This window comes from Acinetobacter proteolyticus (assembly GCF_000367945.1).
In the GTDB taxonomy this organism is placed as follows: Bacteria; Pseudomonadota; Gammaproteobacteria; order Pseudomonadales; family Moraxellaceae; genus Acinetobacter; species Acinetobacter proteolyticus.
On record NZ_KB849179.1, the window covers coordinates 1,244,129 to 1,262,971 of the forward strand.

The window sequence follows — 18,843 nt, forward strand, 5'->3', positions numbered from 1 at the left end:
TTACTTGTAAGTTCCAGCTTTGTACAAGCTTTACAAGTAATGTGGACAGCAAAATTTTACTAGACTTCGCGTTAAATGTTAATGCAACTACCGTATTTCTACGTGATGCCCATTATTTTATAGCGAAATGTTCATCCTTTTGAAATACCGCTTTGGTCTTAGGTTAAAGTCTAATAAAACAATAAATTACATCCATAAAAAAAGACAAACGGTGTTGTCTTTTTTATATACACATTAAAAAAGTTTATAGTTTGGCAGCTTGTCGTGTGGGGTAACCAAGCATTCTTCCATAAACTGTTTCTTTAAATTTTCACGTAATGCTTCTGGATCTTTTTTCAGTTGATCGGCAGGAAGTGCATAAACCGTATCCAAAATTTTAAAGATAAACTTACGCGTGGTCTCATCTTCAATCTTTGCCGCATATTCCGTTGCTTGTTTTTGCTCAATTCCATTTTGACGATCCAACGTGATTGAACGTGCAGCGTTACCCACACTGACACAATAGCCATGCCATTGTTCTTCAGGGGTTAACGGCTTTTTCTCAGCACAACCAACCAAAACTAAACCTATTGCAATAAACAAAACTTTCTTCATCATCATACTGCGGCTAATTTGATGCACACATCATACTGAAACTTGTTTATTTTGCAAAAGGAAGCCTTTAAAACCATGCTTTCCGTAATAAAAACATACAAATCATTTGCTACAGCGCATGTTATTGCCTAACTTTTGACACTTTCCTCCATTGGCAGAGAGATATGTCGTGCCTGCGACGAGATTATAGGACTTGCCTTTCATATCCCAGCATCTTACCCCATTGCAGTTTTTGACAGGGATAAGTATGTCACTTGTCGCAGTAAGATTGCCTGTGGCTGTTGTGGTCGTCGTTACAGTTTTGGTTGGTGTTGTTGCTGTAGTTGCAGTCACTGTGGTGATTTTTGGCTCTTTCGGTGCAGTCGGCTGTTGTGCTGTGGTAGTGCTATTCTTTTTAACAGGATCGAGCTGAGGTTCTTGTCTTTGTACAGGTTGTGGCGTTGCAGAATAGGTAGTAACGCCTTTGGCATCGACCCACTTATAGTATTCCTTGGCATTGACTTGGAGTGTCGAACTGAGGAGCACTAAGCCAAGCACTGCCCAAAGCTGACCAAAAGTGACAGATTTCATTTATTTTCTCCAAAAAATGTCTTAAATTCATTTATTATCAATGTCTTATAAAAATTCTATCATATTTTTATTTGCTAAAATAATGTCTTTTAGAAAAACTGCCTTAACAGATTAAAGCAGTTTTGTATTCAGTTCACACGGACTGGCATGCTGCAGCCAGACCAATACACACGGCAACTTCCAGTATTACTGGCCGTGCAATCTCGCTGCCCAATTTCTGTTGCTTGCTGTAATGTCGGGGCATTTGCAAATGCTGTCCATGTATCAGTCATGACGACAGCAGCACATTGGTTATAATAGGCACGCTCTAAAGCACACGTGCGTCCCCCTCTATTTTTGCACTCTTGAATAGCGGACTTACTTGCTTTTCTTTTGCTTGGCAGATCAGTGACGATGCCATAAATGCCATTACCATCAGAAGCAATCGCTCCCCAGCGATCTGCCCAAACTGGTGCTACAGGTTGATTGCCTCCAGCATTCATTGTCGTACAACCCATGGTCGTGCCATATTGCTGAGGAAATTGACCCTCTGGACAGCCACCCTCTGCTAACGCTAACGTACTCCAAGTCATACCCATCATGATCAATAAAATACGTACACTATTTTTAGCAATCACATCTATAGAACTCGATGCCTTTAGTAACATCACGCTCAACACTACTAATCGCCTAAGAAATTTACCCATTCCAAATCCTCCTTATCATGCACATCCCTCTATTGTGCATTTGTCCAAACATCACAACAGACGCACTCAAAAAGCGGATTTATCTATTCCACTATAAAAATCAACGCGATTCATAACAATGGTTTTAACTTTAAGCCAAAGGCTAAAACGACCTAAATGACAGGATTAAAAATCTAAATTATGAAAATAAAACAATGGATTGGGCCTTTAAATCTTTAAACTCACCATCAACATAGATATTAAAAAATTGTCCCAGATGGTTAATACATTTGTCCTTTTTGATTTTTTGTGTAGATGGTTTTTGGTGAGGTTCGAGTAATATTAGAATCATAAAAAAGAGGAACTATTTCAGCGAAATAATTCCTCTTTGTGATGCTCAGCCTAGCTTAAAGTCGGCTTAGAATCTCCAATTATAGAATACGTCAATTGCACGCTCTAAGGACTGACTCGCTTCCAGATATAAACGACGGTTCATCTGATAACGCAAGGTCAATTTATTCACTGGTGTAAACACACCAATACCATAACGAATAAACAGATCTGGCGTAATATAGCCTGTCAGACTCACCTGCGTATCATCGCCCGTACCCTGTGCATCCAATGCCAAACCACTCAAACCAAAGGTTCGACCAATCTGGTTGGTCAAGGCACGCGTACCACCCAAGCCCATACTAATACCCGCAGCAGCAATGGTGTTATTCACGTCAGACTTAAAGCCTTCCGTATTACTTAAACCACTGTTACCTTCATTAATACGACCTGTCAGTAAGGCATTCAAGGCTTCTTGTTCAGACAAACCGGCATCGTTATAAATCTGAATATTCGGCACGGTGGCTGTACCCGTGACACGCACCCCGACCATGCTACCTTGAACGGGTTTATTGGCATCAATATCCAGTGTTGGGTTGGCCAATGGTCCATTGAAACGTGCAATAGCACGGTTCAGATCAAGACTTTGACCATAGGCTTCGATCTTCACTTTTTGACTGACACCAATCGCACCATTGGCACGCATTGCAGTTTCTAAACCACGTTGCGATAAGTGCAAACGACCGACCAATGGAATGGTACTTTCAAAACCTTGGAAAATAACTTGGTTGCCTAAAGTCACAGTCATATCGGCACGGATATCCCACGGTTTAGCCGCTTTTAACGTCGCCAGCAAGTCTTGGCCTTGTTGAACCACACGCACATCAGGCGACAAGTTCACTACGGTTGCAGAACTTTCTGGCATCGAAATACGCGCACGTGGCACATCAATTTTCCCTTTCAGGCTTAAACGCTGCGCAAAAGGATAAACATCCAAGCTTAAATCAGGTTCTACAATCGCCGTGATCATTGGTGCTTGGCGTACCAATAAGTTGTCGCCTTTCAGGGTTAGATTTAAATGTGGGTCATTTTTCCAATCAAAATTACCTTTTAAGCGTCCAACACCCTGACCACTGTTAAATGCACCATCAATACTGGCAGATTGCTGACGGATCGAAGAATAAAGCTGGATATTGCTTAAATTGACAGGCAGAGAGATCATCGAAATTGCGCCATTTTTCAAACGCATCTCACCGACAAACTCAGGTTGAGTCAAGGTTCCATTCATTTTACCTGCCAAGGCCAGAGTCCCTGACATTGAACGTACATCTTTAATAAACGGCTTAAAGACTTTCAACTGCACATCATTAAACGCAACTTCACCGCGCATTGGCATATTGGCTTGGTACGGATTCACAATCACATTGGCATAACCCGTACCAATATCTGGTGTTTTCATATCGACACGTAATAACAAACCTTCGCTGATACTTTTCGCAATCAGACTCAATTCATCATAAGTGACTGTTGTAGCAGGATCTTGTGGATCATCCGCTGCCAATCCAATTTCACCTTTTTGGGTAACTAAACGAGCATCCAGTTTCGGATGAGTGCCCTGAGCCCAAGATGCTTTGGCATAACCATTAAGCTGTCCAGTGACCGCCAAACCTTCAGGCATAAATGCGGTAAAATCTTTTAAATCCAGATTTTTGGTAATGAAGGAAAAACTGCCTTTTGCTTTACTCAAACGTGCAGGCTGATCCAGACATAACTGACTGCTCGAACTCTGCCAGCAATGCTGACCCACATAGAGTTCCTGTTGCGCCGTGGTATAGATAATCGGCGCACTTTGGTTTTGTACCAAACTGATATTACGTGAAGTAAAATTACCTTTTTGCAGTTGGCCTAACCAGTCGTTCTTCGGATTGAAACCGCCTGCCAGTTGTAGGTAGAAATTCGATTGACGGTTTTTACTCTCAACTTTCAACACATGTGCCTTGCGCGTTCCCGCCAAGTTTACTGTCGCTTGTTCAATTTCACGATTGCCATTACGCAAACGATCTACAGTTGCAGTCAATTGTGTTGGTGTCGTTTCAGAAGTCGGTAATTCACCTTGCACTTTTAATGAACGAATTGTCACCAGATCATTAAAGGCAAAATTATCAACCATCATATTCGCGGTTGCTTTCAGGCGTGGCTGCGACTGTACATTTAAACTGCCATAGGCACGACCACGTAAGCCTGGATAAAGCTCATATAAAGCAGGCGCATTCAACTTAATGCGTAAGTTTTGCGCATTGCCTGTGGCTTGCAACTGGTTCTGTGCATAGGCAAAAAATAAGTCATTGGCTTCGAATTGTTGTGGCAAGAAACCTTGTTGATTCGAATCAAGCAATAAACTCAGATTACCACGACCTCGAATCGGTTTATTATTTAGGAAGCCTGCAAGATTGAGCTGACGGATATCAATACGTTTCAGTTTATCCGACCAAACACCAAGTGTTTTAACTCGCCCAGAAACTTCACCTTTGACGCTTGATACAAAATATTGTGGTTTAAAACGTACCAGCGAGGCATCAATATCCCAACCTAATTTATCTTTGAGATTGACTGCACCAGTTGCGAAGATTTTGCCCGCAACCCCATCATGATTGAGTTCATTAATCTTGATGTAATCAGGCGTACCTGCAACCTTGATCTTTAAAACGCCATTACCTTGATTCAATGCATTCAGAGAACCATCATAGTCCACGGCAAAACTTTTAAAGCCGCCACCTGCTTTTTCATCATGGAAAATCAGCGCAGCCGAACTTTTACCTTTTAGGGCAATGGTTTCAGCTTTATTTTCTTGTGGTAACTGACCCGTTAAATCAATCTGTTCAAAACGAATGATTTGTTGATTTGGCTTGGCAAAACCAGTGGCTTTGATTTCACCATTTAATAAGTTAATTGGTGCAGCAGCAGCAATGCTTTGTGGATTAAAATTCTGTGCCTTGAGCTGAGCTTGCCATGAAAGCTGCTGCTTTTCGGTTGGTAACTTGACTTTGGCCTGACCCGACAAACTACCTTTTTCCGCTTCATAGCGGAAGTTTTCAACATCCAATAGATCGCCTTTTACATCTAAACGCGCATCGTATTTTCCTGTTGGCAATAACCCCTGTTCATGTGGACGAACTGTGGTTGTCAGGTAGATATCTTGCTGGCCTTCTTTTAAAGTCAGGTTGGTATGACCTTCTTCACTACTGAGCCAGCCAATATATGGCATGGCACGGTCAATCCCTTTCCATGACACATCCAGCAACATAGGCTGTGCTTTATTGTCTTTTTCTTCCGCTTGGTTCAGCTTAACCGCCCAAGTCTCAAACTTATCAAATGCAAGTTGCGCGTTCAGCACCAAACCTTTTTCCATTGAACCTGTAGCGTTCAGGTTAGCATCCAGGTTTGGCGGTAAGAAATCCTGTGCAATTTGCGGTACGGTTTTGTCTTTCGGGTCTAAACCTTCTAAACGGCCTTTCACATCCCAAGACACATGATCATGCCAGTTTACAAAACCCAGTAAGCTGACCACGCCCCCCATCAACTGACCATTAAACTCCCGAATATTCAATTGATGGGTTAAATCAGTATCCATCAATGCTGTATATTGCCCCTCTGGCACTTGCTCGCCTTTGAGGTCGGTATCCAGCGTTAAAATCAGTTTTTGGATATCTCCATTGAATTTAGCAATACCATCTTTTGCAAACAGCTTTTGATCTTTGAGTAATGGCAAATGATAGTTTTTAAAGAACAACTCACCATTCATCGGCACATGTTCACGTACAGGATGCACAACTGCCCAACCTGTGAGTAAATCTGGAGTTCGAGTTGCCACACCCACTTTCAAGGTATCTAGAGAACCTCTGGCTGCAACTTTAATGACGTCGATATCCAGACTTTTAAGTGATGGAATAATCAGGTCTGCTTTAGCATTGATTGGATATTTCCCACTAAAATCCATCTCTCCCGTTGCATTTTGGACGGCTAAATACTCCATCTTCATGCGAGAGTCTTCGAACTTTAATTTGGTTTCTGACCATAAAGCATCTTTTAGATAAATATCGCTAAAATCGACTTTAGATGTTGCAGTTTGCAGTTCCAAATGATCGAGTTGGGCCTCATCGACTCGCAGTACAAAAGGAAGTTTGATCGGATCAAATCCAAACGGCTTCCCTGAGGGTGGTTTCTTATCGAGGATTTTTAGATTACGCACATCGGCATGACTAAGATGCACTTCTTTTTTAAGAATCGCGCGCCACCCCAAAGACACATCGGCACGGTCCAAAGAAACATCAATTCCTTCCAATCGTACCAACACATTTTTTAAAATAATACCTGAAAGCAGATTACCACTTTCATATTCGTATTTAATGGTTTTCTGACTTTGAAGTACACGGTCTAATAGAAAACGGCTACCCTTATCCGTTGACATCATCACAACCAAAGAACTGACCAATAATAAAAGAATGATCAGCACAATCAGCACAATATTTCGAACAATGCGCCGCGGTGGTCTTGGTTTTGTTGGTGGGGTAAGTTGCTGTTCTACTTCCGTCATAATCAACCCGAGAATGTTTTACCCTGATCAAACACAGGGCTAAAAAAGTTTTTAAAGCTGTGGACCAATAAAGAAATGTAATCGAATTGGATTGTTATCATTAGAAATACCCGATGCGATATCTAATCGAATTGGTCCAATTGGCGATCTCCAGCGGATACCAACACCCACACTATATTCTGTTGGGTTGCTAAATTGTTTGTCATACGCATTACCAAAGTCCGAGAACACCGCAGCACGCCAGCCATCTTTAAATTGATAATTATATTCTAAAGAGCCAACCCCTAAGGCTTGACCACCTATCTTATAGCCGTTTTCTTCAGGTGATAAGCTCTTATAGTCGAAACCACGTAAAGACTGATCACCACCGGTAAAGAAGCGCAAGTTATAAGGGACTTTATTAAAGTCATCGGTAAAAATATAACTTGCATCGCCACGACCGACAAATTGGTGATTGTCGTTTTCACCCAATGAATAGATGAAGCGCCAACCAGCACTTACAATTGCCATATTGGCATCAGAGAGTAAAGACTCTGTTCCCAATTCCACTTTATAGGTTTGCTTAAAACCACGGGTTGGATTTAATCGGGTATTACTGTTGGTTTTTGATGCTTCATAACCTAAGAGCAAAGATTCTTGCTCAGAATCAATTCCTGAAACTTTAAAAGCATCAGGTAACTCATCGACATTGACATCACCTTTTTTGGTGAGGCGGTCTAAACGATAACGCAAACCAAACGTATGTTGCCAATCGCCCAATGGATTTTTAATGACACGTTCACCACCCAGTACCGCAGATTCAACCAATAAGTTGACATCTGGACCAATATCATCACGGGTTTCACGTTCATAACCACCGACAAGGTTGAAATAGTCATTCAATGGATGTTTATAGGGAATACTATAGCGACCATCAATCGATTGACGGATTTCTGAAACCTCGACGTTGGCATCGAAAGAATGTCCATATTTATTGACGATGGCACGACGGTACTGAGTACGAATACGTGCACCCGTATCTGTCCCATAACCAATACCTGTTTCAAGGCTATTTAAACGATCGGCATTCAATGTCACCACGACAGGAATTTTGCGTTCTGCCCGTGCTTGCTCTTCGAGTTTTTGACGTTCTTCATCATCTTCATCATGCGCCGGCGGCATTGGCATTGAACGCGCCAAAGCAGGTTGTGCAGGTTCAGCACCCGAGAACTGTGATTCATCTACCACGTCCTGCGTCACTTCTTGTGCCGAAGTGATTTTTGCACGGGCAAGATCTGCCTTTTGTTGGCTGCTCATCAATTGTGATTCTTGCACACGTTGCTGATCAACCAAGGCCTGTAAGTCCGGTGGTAAATCCAAAGGCGGCTGAATGGCATCCGGTTTGATCGTATCAACCAAGGTATAGTTAAAATAACGACTATTGGTTAAGTTGTTTGCCAAGACATTGACACGCCAGAAAGCATAATCATCGTCTTCTTTCCACGGTGCCAAACTGTCGAGAACCTTTTGGGTGAGTGGCAATGGCTTACTCGGATCACTCATCCGATACTCAACTTTCTTTAACTTATAACGCTCGCCCGTTTCATACTTTAAATTAATTTCAGCGGTTTTTTCAGGCTGAGTAATTTTGACATCATGCAATCGCCAAAATGCATCAAAATAACCGTTATCCGAAGCCACCGTAGTAATTTTGGTTTTGGTTGCTTCATATAGGCCGTGATTGAAAATATCACCTTCATCCTGTTCTGGAATTAAGCGAATGACTTGGAATTGCGGCGTATTGGCACCTGCACCGGTAAATTCAATATTTTGTTCTTTAATCTTAACGGGTTCATTTGGAACCACAATCACCTTCACCTTGCTATCACTTTCTTTCACAAAGGTATAAGTGGCATTGTAATAACCTACCGCTTGCGCCGCCTGATTGGTCAAAGCTCGCAATTGCGGTAAGGCAACATTAAAATCTTCAAAAGATTCTTGGGTGAAGCTGGATAATTTGGCTTTGATATTCAGTGCCAAAATCGCAGGTGCACCCGTCACATCGGCTGAAATACGCGGAATTTTATCCGTACTGAGTAAATTATCTGGGCGGAAACGATTCACAATTCGCTTGAAGAACCCAACCTTTTCCTGCGGTTGATCAGACTTTGGTTGCAAATCAGCTAATGTTTTACCTGTTTCATTGGCTTCAACCACAATCTTACTGTCGGCTTGAATCTCTCCCATCAACTGGTCAATATTCAACGGCGCTTGTTTGATTTCCGTCAGTTCAGTCTGTGAGGCATCTGTGATGATAGGCTCAGGATTTCTTGCCGTGTTTTCGCGATACGCTTGTGCTTCATTCTTCGCATCTTCTGCAACACGGAAGATTTCATTTGCCATGTTTTGATCGACAGGGATTACAGGCAGATTTTCTAAATTTTCATCTAACTGAATCGGTTTCAATTCGTTAATTTGATTAGTGGATTGTTCTTGTTCTTTTAATGCGGCCAAACTGTCTTGCCCAGGCAATACCCCTTGATCTGCAAGATTGATTGCTGGCGCAGTCGGTGCTGATGCAGGAACTGCCGGTTCCATGGCTGGTTCGGTCTGCTCAAGCGCCTGATTTTCAGGCACAGTTAAATTTTGTTCTTGTGCATAAGCAACTGATATACAAGAAATAATTAAAAAACCACTACAAATAAGTTTAGGAAAACCCTGCATTTTAAAAATTAAATGCATAGAATGAACCAGTGTCGACTGTTTAAACTTCGTTTTAGATGGCATGTAAAACTCTAAATTTGTTTTTTAATTTATCGTTTTTGACGGGTGAAATAACTTCAAATCTTTGATTTTTCATCCAATCAGACCTAGGTATCATACATGCATTTCATCACATTTTTACAGTTCGTCACATTTTTTTATAAATCACAATGAAGTGAACACACGATGAAACAAGACGAGCACTTAATGACTTCGCGTCGGTTCGCCCCGATGTTTTTCACTCAGTTCTTTGGCGCACTTAATGATAATGTTTATAAGCAAGCGCTGCTGTTAGTTATTACCTATGGCTGGATTCAACAACAAAGTGCTCCCGTTAGTACCTTAAATAATCTAGCTGCTTTATTGTTTATTTTACCCTACTTCTTTTTTTCAGCAACTGCTGGCCAAATCGCGGATAAATACGAGCGCTCGCAACTGATTCGCTTCATTAAAATATTAGAAATCGTAATCATGTTGATTGGTACGGCTGGCTTCTTGCTCGGAAATTTATGGTTACTGCTATTCGCTTTATTTTTAATGGGCACTCACTCCACCTGTTTTGGTCCAATCAAATATGCAATTTTGCCTGAAATTTTAAAGCCGCAAGAGCTCATGTCAGGCAATGCCTTGTTTCAGTCAGGCACATCAATTGCGATTTTGCTGGGAATGATTCTCGGCGGCGCCGTGATTGCTTCTTCTGAGGGCAATCTGCTCTGGATCAGTGTCACCGTTGTGGCAATTGCTTGCTTAGGCTATTTGTGTAGTCGTTTTATCTTGCCACAGAAAGTCGCTGCACCCGATTTAAAAATTGACTGGAACTTTATTCGCACCAGTTTTCAAACCATCAAATATGCCAAAAGCATCCCTGTTATATTTGTAATTTTGTTGGGTAACTCTTGGTATTGGTTCTATGGCGCAACCTACCTAACCCAGATTCCGCAACTGACTCAACAAAACCTGCATGCTTCTGAAAATGTAGTGAGCCTATTACTCACCTTTTTCTCGGTTGGTATTGGCGTCGGTTCCTTACTCTGTCGAAGAATTGGCGGCTCGGATATTAATATTAAGATGGTGCCTTATGGTGCAATGGGCTTAACTGTTTTTGCGCTATATCTGGCAGCAAGCCTTGCCTTTGTACCTGAGCGTACAGGTGAGTTACTCAGCTTAAAAGATATGTTTACGCTTGGTGCGGTCTATTACCATGTGATGCTAGCCGTGACTTTGCTGGGCATTAGCGGTGGATTTTATATTGTGCCACTCTATGCCATGATGCAAGCCTATTCTCCACGTTCACATCGAGCGCGTGTCGTCGCAGCAAATAATATTTTAAATGCTGTATTTATGGTCTCTTCCGCAGTTTTTTCAATTTTAATCTTAAGCATTTTAAAAATTGATATTAAAATCTTATTTACCATTACCGCTGTTTTAAGTGCAATTTTCTCATTTTGGTTATTAAAACGTCTAAAACCTTTATTGGAAAATGCGCCCAATACTTTAGAGGATTAATATATGCGTCATTATACAGGTCTCGATAAACTTATTAATTCTTTTGATCAAGCATTGCGTAGTTTGGTACCAGGCGCAACCAGTGCACAACGGAATAATCCTGCCAACGATGAACCTTCACAACTTTGTGTCAGTGATGCCCGTCATGTTGCAGGTTTGATGCGTGTCAATCATAGTGGTGAAGTTTGTGCTCAAGCGCTCTATCACGGTCAGGCACTCACTGCAAAATTACCGCATGTTCGTGAAGAAATGCAACAAGCTGCAATTGAAGAACAAGACCATTTGGCTTGGTGTGAAGATCGTCTAAAAGAGTTAGATAGTCACACCAGTGTCTTAAATCCAATTTGGTATGGCCTGTCCTATGGTATGGGAGCAATTGCAGGGATTGCTGGCGACAAATACAGCTTAGGCTTTGTCGCAGAAACTGAACGTCAAGTTAGCCAACACTTGCAGGAACATATTCAACAACTTCCTGCACATGATGAACGTTCACGTAAAATTCTGGTCCAGATGAATGAAGATGAATTGCATCACCGTGATACGGCCTTAGAAGCAGGTGGTGTGAACTTACCCGCGCCTGTGCGGATTACCATGACCGCCATTTCAAAGCTCATGACTAAAACCAGTTATTATCTTTAAGTTATCCAAGGGAATTATCGAAAGCTAATTCCCTTTTGATTTAGCTCATAGCATCAAAATTAACGAAACACAATTTTGCCTTTATCGGTCGAATAACGATCATTCCAATAACTTTGTGATTGCTTGTCTAAATCGGTGAAAATAGTGTAATCGATTTTACCCTGCCTAAAACTTAATTGGTCACTCTTCTTCACCGCAATAACACGCGTGTCATTGACCCAAACTCGCTGTTGCTGATCAATTTTAATCACAGCCAAAGCTGTGCCATCTGATCTTTCCGCAATCCACTGTGGTTGCTGCGTTGTTGTTGATGTACTCGGACTTGGTACCTCTACCGTTTGCTCGATAAAACCCGCCTTGCTATTTTCTTCTTTACTTTTGCTAATATCACAGCCTTGTGCTTCACTGACTTGGGTACAACCTGATTGTTCTAATTGTTGTCTATATTTGGCATCAATTGCATAGGCTGAGTTCATGCTGCCATAGAGGACAATCCCCAAGGCAATAAGTAACTTGGCTTGCATAAATAATTCCTTCATTATTCGCTTGTTATCTATTTAAACATCCCTTTATACAGGCGTATGTAACTCAAATGTGTTTCGTCACAAACAAAAAATCCATGGAGGCAACCATGGATTTTTTTAATCGGATACTAAAACTGAAGGGTTTAATATAAACCATGTTCTGCCTTAAAGCGTTCTAGATTTCGAACCGCTTGATGATAACGTGACTGTACCCAGCTGCTATTGATGCGTAGATCATATAAACGTTTCTGATAATCATCCCGAACTTTAGTTGAAAGGTCTTTTCGTTCTAACTCTTTTAAATAACGGTTCATATCATTTTGGGAACGATTAAACTCCGAATCTGCTTGATAGTATTCATTAGCCACTTGATAGTAGCTGCGCAAGGATTCGCGTTTTTCGACTGGACAAACCCGAATATCACCACGACCTTCAAGCGCTTCGCTAAAGATATTTTCTGGGCGGCAATAATAGCCCAAACCTTTTTGATAGCCTTGTTCATATAGCTTCTGATTGGGCACAATATTGGCTTTTTGACAGGAAGAATAGTATTTATCTAAACGTGAATCACGTCCATCCGAACCATCTTTTTCGCCTACATTGAACCAGTTTGCTGTTTTACATTGCTCGACACTCATGGTCGCGCAGCCCGAAAGTAAAACCGTTAAAGTTGCTAAAATTAAAATAAGTTTCATAAAAAACTTCCTATTATTATAGTGTTACTTCATTAAAGTATTACATTGTAATGACAGGATAATGCATACTTTGAAGATAGGCTAAATCTGCGTGCTGCCATAAATCATATAGAGGAATTTTTACATCCAAAGCCAATGGTAACTTTTTTGGATTAAATTGCATATGTTCTAAAGTTTCACCCCACGCAATCACATCAATGTCCAAACTGATGTGATGTGATGGACGAACCCGACCAGATTGTGCTTCTAGTTTTTTAAGGATCTCAGTTACTTCATCAACATGAAGTTGACTTTTTAATAGACAAGCTGAATTCCAATAATCTGCCCCGATTCCATCCCGACATGGAATTTCATAAATCGGAGAAAATTCCACTGTGCCCAAACTGGAAATCTGCTCATAGGCAAAAGTGAAATTTTTTTGTTGTTGGACATTACTCGCCAGTGCGAGCGCAAAAATTGTTTCTGTTGCGTTCAAGGCGAATTCCTACTGCATTGGCTTGTGCAATGATGGCGGGTTTGCGAATGGTGATCGTGATTGATTCGATCGAGGGGAAAGTCGAAAATAGACATTCAAGCACCAATTGTGCGGCGTGCTCAATCAGTTTCGGTTTCGCCTCTTGTATAACTTGGGCTGCAAGCTCGCAGATTTGCGCATAGTTGAGTGTATCTTCCAGCTCATCCGAGTATGCAGCTTGTGATAGATCATTATGAATGGTGAGATCTAGCATTAAAGGTTGAATAATTTGGCGCTCCCAGTTGAAACAGCCAACCACAGTATCAACCTTCAACCCTTCAATTATAATGGCATCCATAATGACCTAATGAACCGATAAATGAATTAATGCTTTAAAAACGAAGCAGGTTCAATATTGTGAACCATTTTTAAACGTTGGTCAGCATAAATATCGGTATATGGTGCGAGAACACGCATGAAACGATCAAAATATAGCATTTGCTTGAATAACAAAGCGAAGTCACGCGGGAATTTGATACCGTGACGCTCACCGACAGCCACCATATCCATCATGATGTCATTCAAATCTGCAGGATTGGAACTCAGAATTTCTTGCGGATCTGCCAGTAATACACCGCTAAATAAACGCTCTAAATCGTCAGCCAAGACTTGAGTGTCAATTTTCTGATGCGTCATGCCCATTTTCAGCATATTCTCAGCCATCGCAATATAATTGGTATGCTGTAAAGCATCCATAAATGCCATGCACGCAGTCCAGACTTCTGGCTTTAACTGACCGACAATACCAAAGTCGATAAAACCAATACGACCATCTTCAAGCAGCATCAGATTGCCTGCATGTAAATCGGCATGGAAACTCTTACATAACATTAAGCTACCAAACCAAGTATTCATCGCAGTAATCAAGACTTGCGTCGGGTCTTTGGCGTATTGTTTCACCACATCAAAGTCAGTCAATGACACACCATACAAACGCTGCATAGTGAGTACACGGCGAGTGGAAAACTGGTGATAAACTTTTGGTGCAGTTGCCGCTTGGTTACCTGACACATTCAAGTACTGAATAAAGTCATCCAGATTCTGCGCTTCTTCAATAAAATCAACTTCACGCACCATACGTGTTTTGATCTCATCTACGATTTCAGAAAGGGATGCAAACTTGATTTTTGGAACGGCTTTTTCTAAAAGTTTTGTTGCCCAATGCACTACATTTAAGTCGGTATATAAAATAGTTTCTACACCTGGTTTTTGAACCTTTAATACCACATCTTCACCCGTGACTAATCGAGCAGCATGGACTTGTGCAATTGATGCTGAAGCCAAAGGTTTTTCATCAATAAAACTAAAAATTTCATTGAGATTGCGACCTTCAAACTCTTCTGCCAATACTTTTTGAATATAGCTAAATGGTAAGGTCGGGGTTTGATCTAAACAGCCTTGGAATTCCTGAACATATTCGCGGGGGAATAAAGAAGGCGTACTGGCAATAAATTGTCCCAGTTTGATATAAGTCGAACCAAGCGACTCAAAGGTCTCACGCATAAGTTTGGCGTTGCTTGGTTTTTCAGTTGCATATTTCACACCGGCTTGTGCTGCAACCACCACTGTCTCACCAATACGTGCAACAGATCGTAATCCATCGAATAAAATATTTCTTTTCATAATCTTTCTTGCCTCACAGATGGCATTAGTTTAGCAAATTTTGCTCAATTTACCGATCAAGTTGCCTGACAAACTGGACAATTTACATCTTTTTCAAATTTAAGAATACGTTGCGATAGATTTAAGCCATTCCAAAGTAATAATTTTTGCTTGAGTGGCGTCAGACCAAGCCCTAAAAATAGCAAAGTGTGATGTGCTTGTAATGACGCTATCATTACAGGTGTAGTTGCCAATACGCCAGACTCTGCACAGCGTAGCCCTTCATTGGCATGATCTTCTTTTGGAAACAGGCATTCATAACAGGCTGAATCCGACTCCACCATAAACATCTGCCCTTCAAAACCAATCGCGGATGCGCTGATAAGTGGCACTTGATTTTTTTTACACACCGCATTGACCAGATAACGGGTGCTAAAATTATCACAACCATCTAAGACTACATCTTGATGCTGTACGAGTTCATCAGCATTCGTTTCATCGAATCGTATATTTTGATAGCTGACCTGTATATGTGGATTAATATCTTGTAGATGTTTGGCCAATATTTCAGCTTTGTATCGACCTAAATCATTTGTTGTAAATGCGATTTGTCTTTGTAGATTACTTATTTCAATGGTATCGGCATCGACAATGGTAATCTTGCCCACACCTGCGCGTGCCAATAGCTCGGCACTGGTACAACCAATCCCGCCTGCTCCGATGATCAGTACATTGGCGAGTTTGAGTTTTTCTTGTGCTTCGATATCCCAACCATCTAATAAAATCTGACGACTATAGAGATGCATTTCCTCATTACTTAGCTCAAATTCGTTTTCTAAATGGTCTGACACGTGAATTGCTTCTTTATCATCAAGGGTAATGCTGATTTTAAGTCGATGTCGGATTTGAGGAAAGTAATAAATTGGAACGAACACTGTTTTCTTTTGACAAAAAGCTGTTTTTACCCCAATATTTTTCTTACTCTTTAACAGCTTAATAAAATCAATAAGTTACTATATCAGTTAAAAACTTTGGGTATTTCTGCCTTTTTGGATATAACTTGATGTTTTAGCTTATATTATCTTCATTATTTTATAGTTCATGACGGCATACGTCATTTAGAAATGCAAAAGGAGATTTTTCCATCCCAACCATTTGTTCATGACGGCATACGTCATTTAGAAAAGCGAGATAAATTCTCTACACGTGCAATAGATGTTCATGACGGCATACGTCATTTAGAAATTGAGACACTCGGAATTGATTCAGGTTTTAAAGTTCATGACGGCATACGTCATTTAGAAATAGGAAGGTCTATACGGACATTACTGGGATTCGTTCATGACGGCATACGTCATTTAGAAATACGATCAAATAGAGAACATTCATTATTTTTTGTTCATGACGGCATACGTCATTTAGAAAATCAAGTAAAGGTGTGCAACTACTTACTGATTGTTCATGACGGCATACGTCATTTAGAAACAAGCCAATCAGCAAAATTGCTGAAAACAGAAGTTCATGACGGCATACGTCATTTAGAAAAAACATATTTTTCAAATGGTAACAGCTTGTCTGTTCATGACGGCATACGTCATTTAGAAAAACGGGCTGCGGAAAGGGTTATGTGGCTGGTTGTTCATGACGGCATACGTCATTTAGAAATATAGGAAGAATACAAAATGAAGGCACTGAATGTTCATGACGGCATACGTCATTTAGAAAATGACAGGGGTGTTGAACTCATTGTTGGTGGTGTTCATGACGGCATACGTCATTTAGAAATGATTGATCGTAACGCAACGCAATCTGCAATTGTTCATGACGGCATACGTCATTTAGAAATGCGAACTCACTGCCAGTTATTACCAAAGAACGTTCATGACGGCATACGTCATTTAGAAATCCACCCGCTGCACCGCCGTAGCCAATCACATGTTCATGACGGCATACGTCATTTAGAAATAATATTTCCTCTAAACGCTGTACTATGCCGTGTTCATGACGGCATACGTCATTTAGAAACGATCAAACAGGGTATGAAGCGCCCTGTTATGGTTCATGACGGCATACGTCATTTAGAAATACAAACAAATGCAAGCAGAATGGGTCAACCAGTTCATGACGGCATACGTCATTTAGAAAAAGCTTTTGTCGAGCCGCTTCACCTAGGCGCTGTTCATGACGGCATACGTCATTTAGAAATCAATCAAATGACCGGCTTTCTTCATTTAAAAGTTCATGACGGCATACGTCATTTAGAAATTGGGAAGACATGCTGGCTAAGTATGGTGCACGTTCATGACGGCATACGTCATTTAGAAAAGATTTTGCGCTTCAAATCGAAGTGCTTCTTTGTTCATGACGGCATACGTCATTTAGAAATTGCACCTGGTGATAAACCATCATCAATTAACGTTCATGACGGCATACGTCATTTAGAAAAATAAAACGAAGCTTGCCGACGCTTATTGTTCGTTCATGACGGCATACGTCATTTAGAAATGTGCGCCCATTCAAATAAAATTTCTCTAGGAGTTCATGACGGCATACGTCATTTAGAAAAGCCTCAAACACTTCGAAAAAAATTAACAAACGTTCATGACGGCATACGTCATTTAGAAAATGCATCTGCATCTTTAAAATGCAAAACACGGGTTCATGACGGCATACGTCATTTAGAAATAATTTTAATCAATTTGATAGCACATCAACTCGTTCATGACGGCATACGTCATTTAGAAAATCGAGATTTCACAGGCTTCAAGATGCTTTAAGTTCATGACGGCATACGTCATTTAGAAAAGAGACTTCTTCTGCTAATGCTGCATGTGCTGGTTCATGACGGCATACGTCATTTAGAAATCAATGACAATGGCATGCCAGTCACCTACCACGTTCATGACGGCATACGTCATTTAGAAATAAACTCTGGCTAAAAGCTGAAAATCCTGATTGTTCATGACGGCATACGTCATTTAGAAATGTTCGTACACATCGCTATGAATACAAGAAATGTTCATGACGGCATACGTCATTTAGAAATGAAAAGTGCACAGAATCAAGATATAAATTTAGTTCATGACGGCATACGTCATTTAGAAATACAGATGTTGTTGAATTGCTAGATATGAGTCGTTCATGACGGCATACGTCATTTAGAAAATTAAGGCTTTGATTGATTTTTGGTGGTCGATGTTCATGACGGCATACGTCATTTAGAAAAGGCACAAAAAGATTCAGCTCAGACCATTCTAGTTCATGACGGCATACGTCATTTAGAAAGTTGAATAATACAGCCGAGCTTCTTTATTACTGTTCATGACGGCATACGTCATTTAGAAATTTTTTTATTCATTATTAATTTAACTCTCTTTGTTCATGACGGCATACGTCACATAAATTAATGTTCAAATTGAAAATAAGATTTAAACTGAAAACCACGATGTATCAAAGCGTTTAAAGAAATGGGAAATCGAATTCTGGCAGTTTGTAGTACTTGAAGAACCCACGTTTTTTCGGCTAAAAATTCAAATAAGATCTTATCATCACATATCCTTGGGCCAGTAAAAATATCTGTCTGATAAACCAGCCCTATCCACAATGACTCCAACAATATATTTTTATTCAGATCGACTAAGGCCAAAGTTAAAGTTTCCTCAAAGACACAATCATGGGTAAGGAAAAGTAGATAGCAGTGAGAATATACACAAACCACACCTTCTAACACTTTACCCTCAACCACAACCCCTGTCTTTTTTCCCTTCACCAAGACTTCAGACTGGGGCAAACTTTTATCTGTCATATCTTGGATCAATGCTAAACCAATATAATCAGCCACATACATATTCAACTTTGCCTAATAAAA

The 18,843-nt window shown here is 40.6% G+C and carries 13 protein-coding genes and 1 CRISPR repeat array; of the genes, 2 read left to right on the top strand and 11 right to left on the bottom strand.

The features are described 5' to 3' along the window. Window positions 1–234 precede the first annotated feature (234 nt). The 5 genes from F993_RS10865 to F993_RS10845 form a co-directional block, all read right to left on the bottom strand. Window positions 235–594, bottom strand: a complete 360-nt coding sequence (locus tag F993_RS10865; RefSeq protein WP_004653960.1) for a hypothetical protein — start codon at window positions 592–594, stop codon at window positions 235–237. Between the two features lie 102 nt (window positions 595–696). Next, window positions 697–1,164 (bottom strand): DUF4124 domain-containing protein, encoded by a 468-nt coding sequence (locus F993_RS10860; RefSeq protein ID WP_004653961.1) that lies wholly within the window; start codon window positions 1,162–1,164, stop codon window positions 697–699. Window positions 1,165–1,292: 128 nt separating this feature from the next. Further along, on the bottom strand, window positions 1,293–1,811 hold the full coding sequence (locus tag F993_RS10855) for a DUF4189 domain-containing protein (RefSeq protein WP_228254126.1): 519 nt from the start codon (window positions 1,809–1,811) through the stop codon (window positions 1,293–1,295). 436 nt (window positions 1,812–2,247) lie between these two features. Then, window positions 2,248–6,753: a translocation/assembly module TamB domain-containing protein gene (locus tag F993_RS10850; RefSeq protein WP_004653964.1), complete on the bottom strand. Its 4,506-nt coding sequence runs from the start codon at window positions 6,751–6,753 to the stop codon at window positions 2,248–2,250. A 51-nt stretch (window positions 6,754–6,804) separates the two neighbouring features. Beyond that, the gene (locus F993_RS10845; RefSeq protein ID WP_004653965.1) at window positions 6,805–9,519 is read right to left on the bottom strand and encodes an autotransporter assembly complex protein TamA; all 2,715 of its coding nucleotides are present in this window, start codon (window positions 9,517–9,519) and stop codon (window positions 6,805–6,807) included. A gap of 162 nt (window positions 9,520–9,681) precedes the next feature. Here F993_RS10845 and F993_RS10840 point away from each other — a divergent pair, with 162 nt between their 5' ends. Together F993_RS10840 and coq7 are read left to right on the top strand one after the other, a co-directional pair. Then, on the top strand, window positions 9,682–11,001 hold the full coding sequence (locus tag F993_RS10840; protein WP_032812472.1) for an MFS transporter: 1,320 nt from the start codon (window positions 9,682–9,684) through the stop codon (window positions 10,999–11,001). Window positions 11,002–11,004: 3 nt separating this feature from the next. Further along, window positions 11,005–11,640 (top strand): 2-polyprenyl-3-methyl-6-methoxy-1,4-benzoquinone monooxygenase, encoded by a 636-nt coding sequence (coq7, locus tag F993_RS10835; protein WP_004653967.1) that lies wholly within the window; start codon window positions 11,005–11,007, stop codon window positions 11,638–11,640. 59 nt (window positions 11,641–11,699) lie between these two features. Here the strand turns inward: coq7 and F993_RS10830 are convergent, their stop codons facing one another. The 6 genes from F993_RS10830 to F993_RS10805 form a co-directional block, all read right to left on the bottom strand. Next, entirely contained in the window at window positions 11,700–12,164 is a 465-nt protein-coding gene (locus F993_RS10830; protein WP_004653968.1) for a hypothetical protein, read from the bottom strand. A 143-nt stretch (window positions 12,165–12,307) separates the two neighbouring features. Continuing rightward, a complete protein-coding gene (locus F993_RS10825; protein ID WP_004653969.1) occupies window positions 12,308–12,859 on the bottom strand; it encodes a DUF2799 domain-containing protein in 552 nt (183 codons plus the stop codon). A gap of 40 nt (window positions 12,860–12,899) precedes the next feature. Further along, window positions 12,900–13,334 carry a 2-amino-4-hydroxy-6-hydroxymethyldihydropteridine diphosphokinase gene (locus tag F993_RS10820; protein ID WP_004653971.1) on the bottom strand — a complete coding sequence of 145 codons (435 nt, stop codon included), beginning with the start codon at window positions 13,332–13,334 and terminating at the stop codon, window positions 12,900–12,902. Further along, complete coding sequence (gene folB, locus F993_RS10815) at window positions 13,291–13,671, bottom strand: dihydroneopterin aldolase (protein ID WP_004653972.1); 381 nt, start codon at window positions 13,669–13,671, stop codon at window positions 13,291–13,293. The genes F993_RS10820 and folB overlap by 44 nt, the downstream gene beginning before the upstream one ends. Window positions 13,672–13,697: 26 nt before the next feature. Beyond that, a complete protein-coding gene (locus tag F993_RS10810) occupies window positions 13,698–14,996 on the bottom strand; it encodes an ABC1 kinase family protein (protein WP_004653973.1) in 1,299 nt (432 codons plus the stop codon). A gap of 56 nt (window positions 14,997–15,052) precedes the next feature. Next, complete coding sequence (locus F993_RS10805; protein WP_407637368.1) at window positions 15,053–15,781, bottom strand: HesA/MoeB/ThiF family protein; 729 nt, start codon at window positions 15,779–15,781, stop codon at window positions 15,053–15,055. Window positions 15,782–16,072: 291 nt separating this feature from the next. Further along, window positions 16,073–18,380: direct repeats of the CRISPR family, unit length 28 nt; unit sequence GTTCATGACGGCATACGTCATTTAGAAA. Window positions 18,381–18,843: the final 463 nt, after the last annotated feature.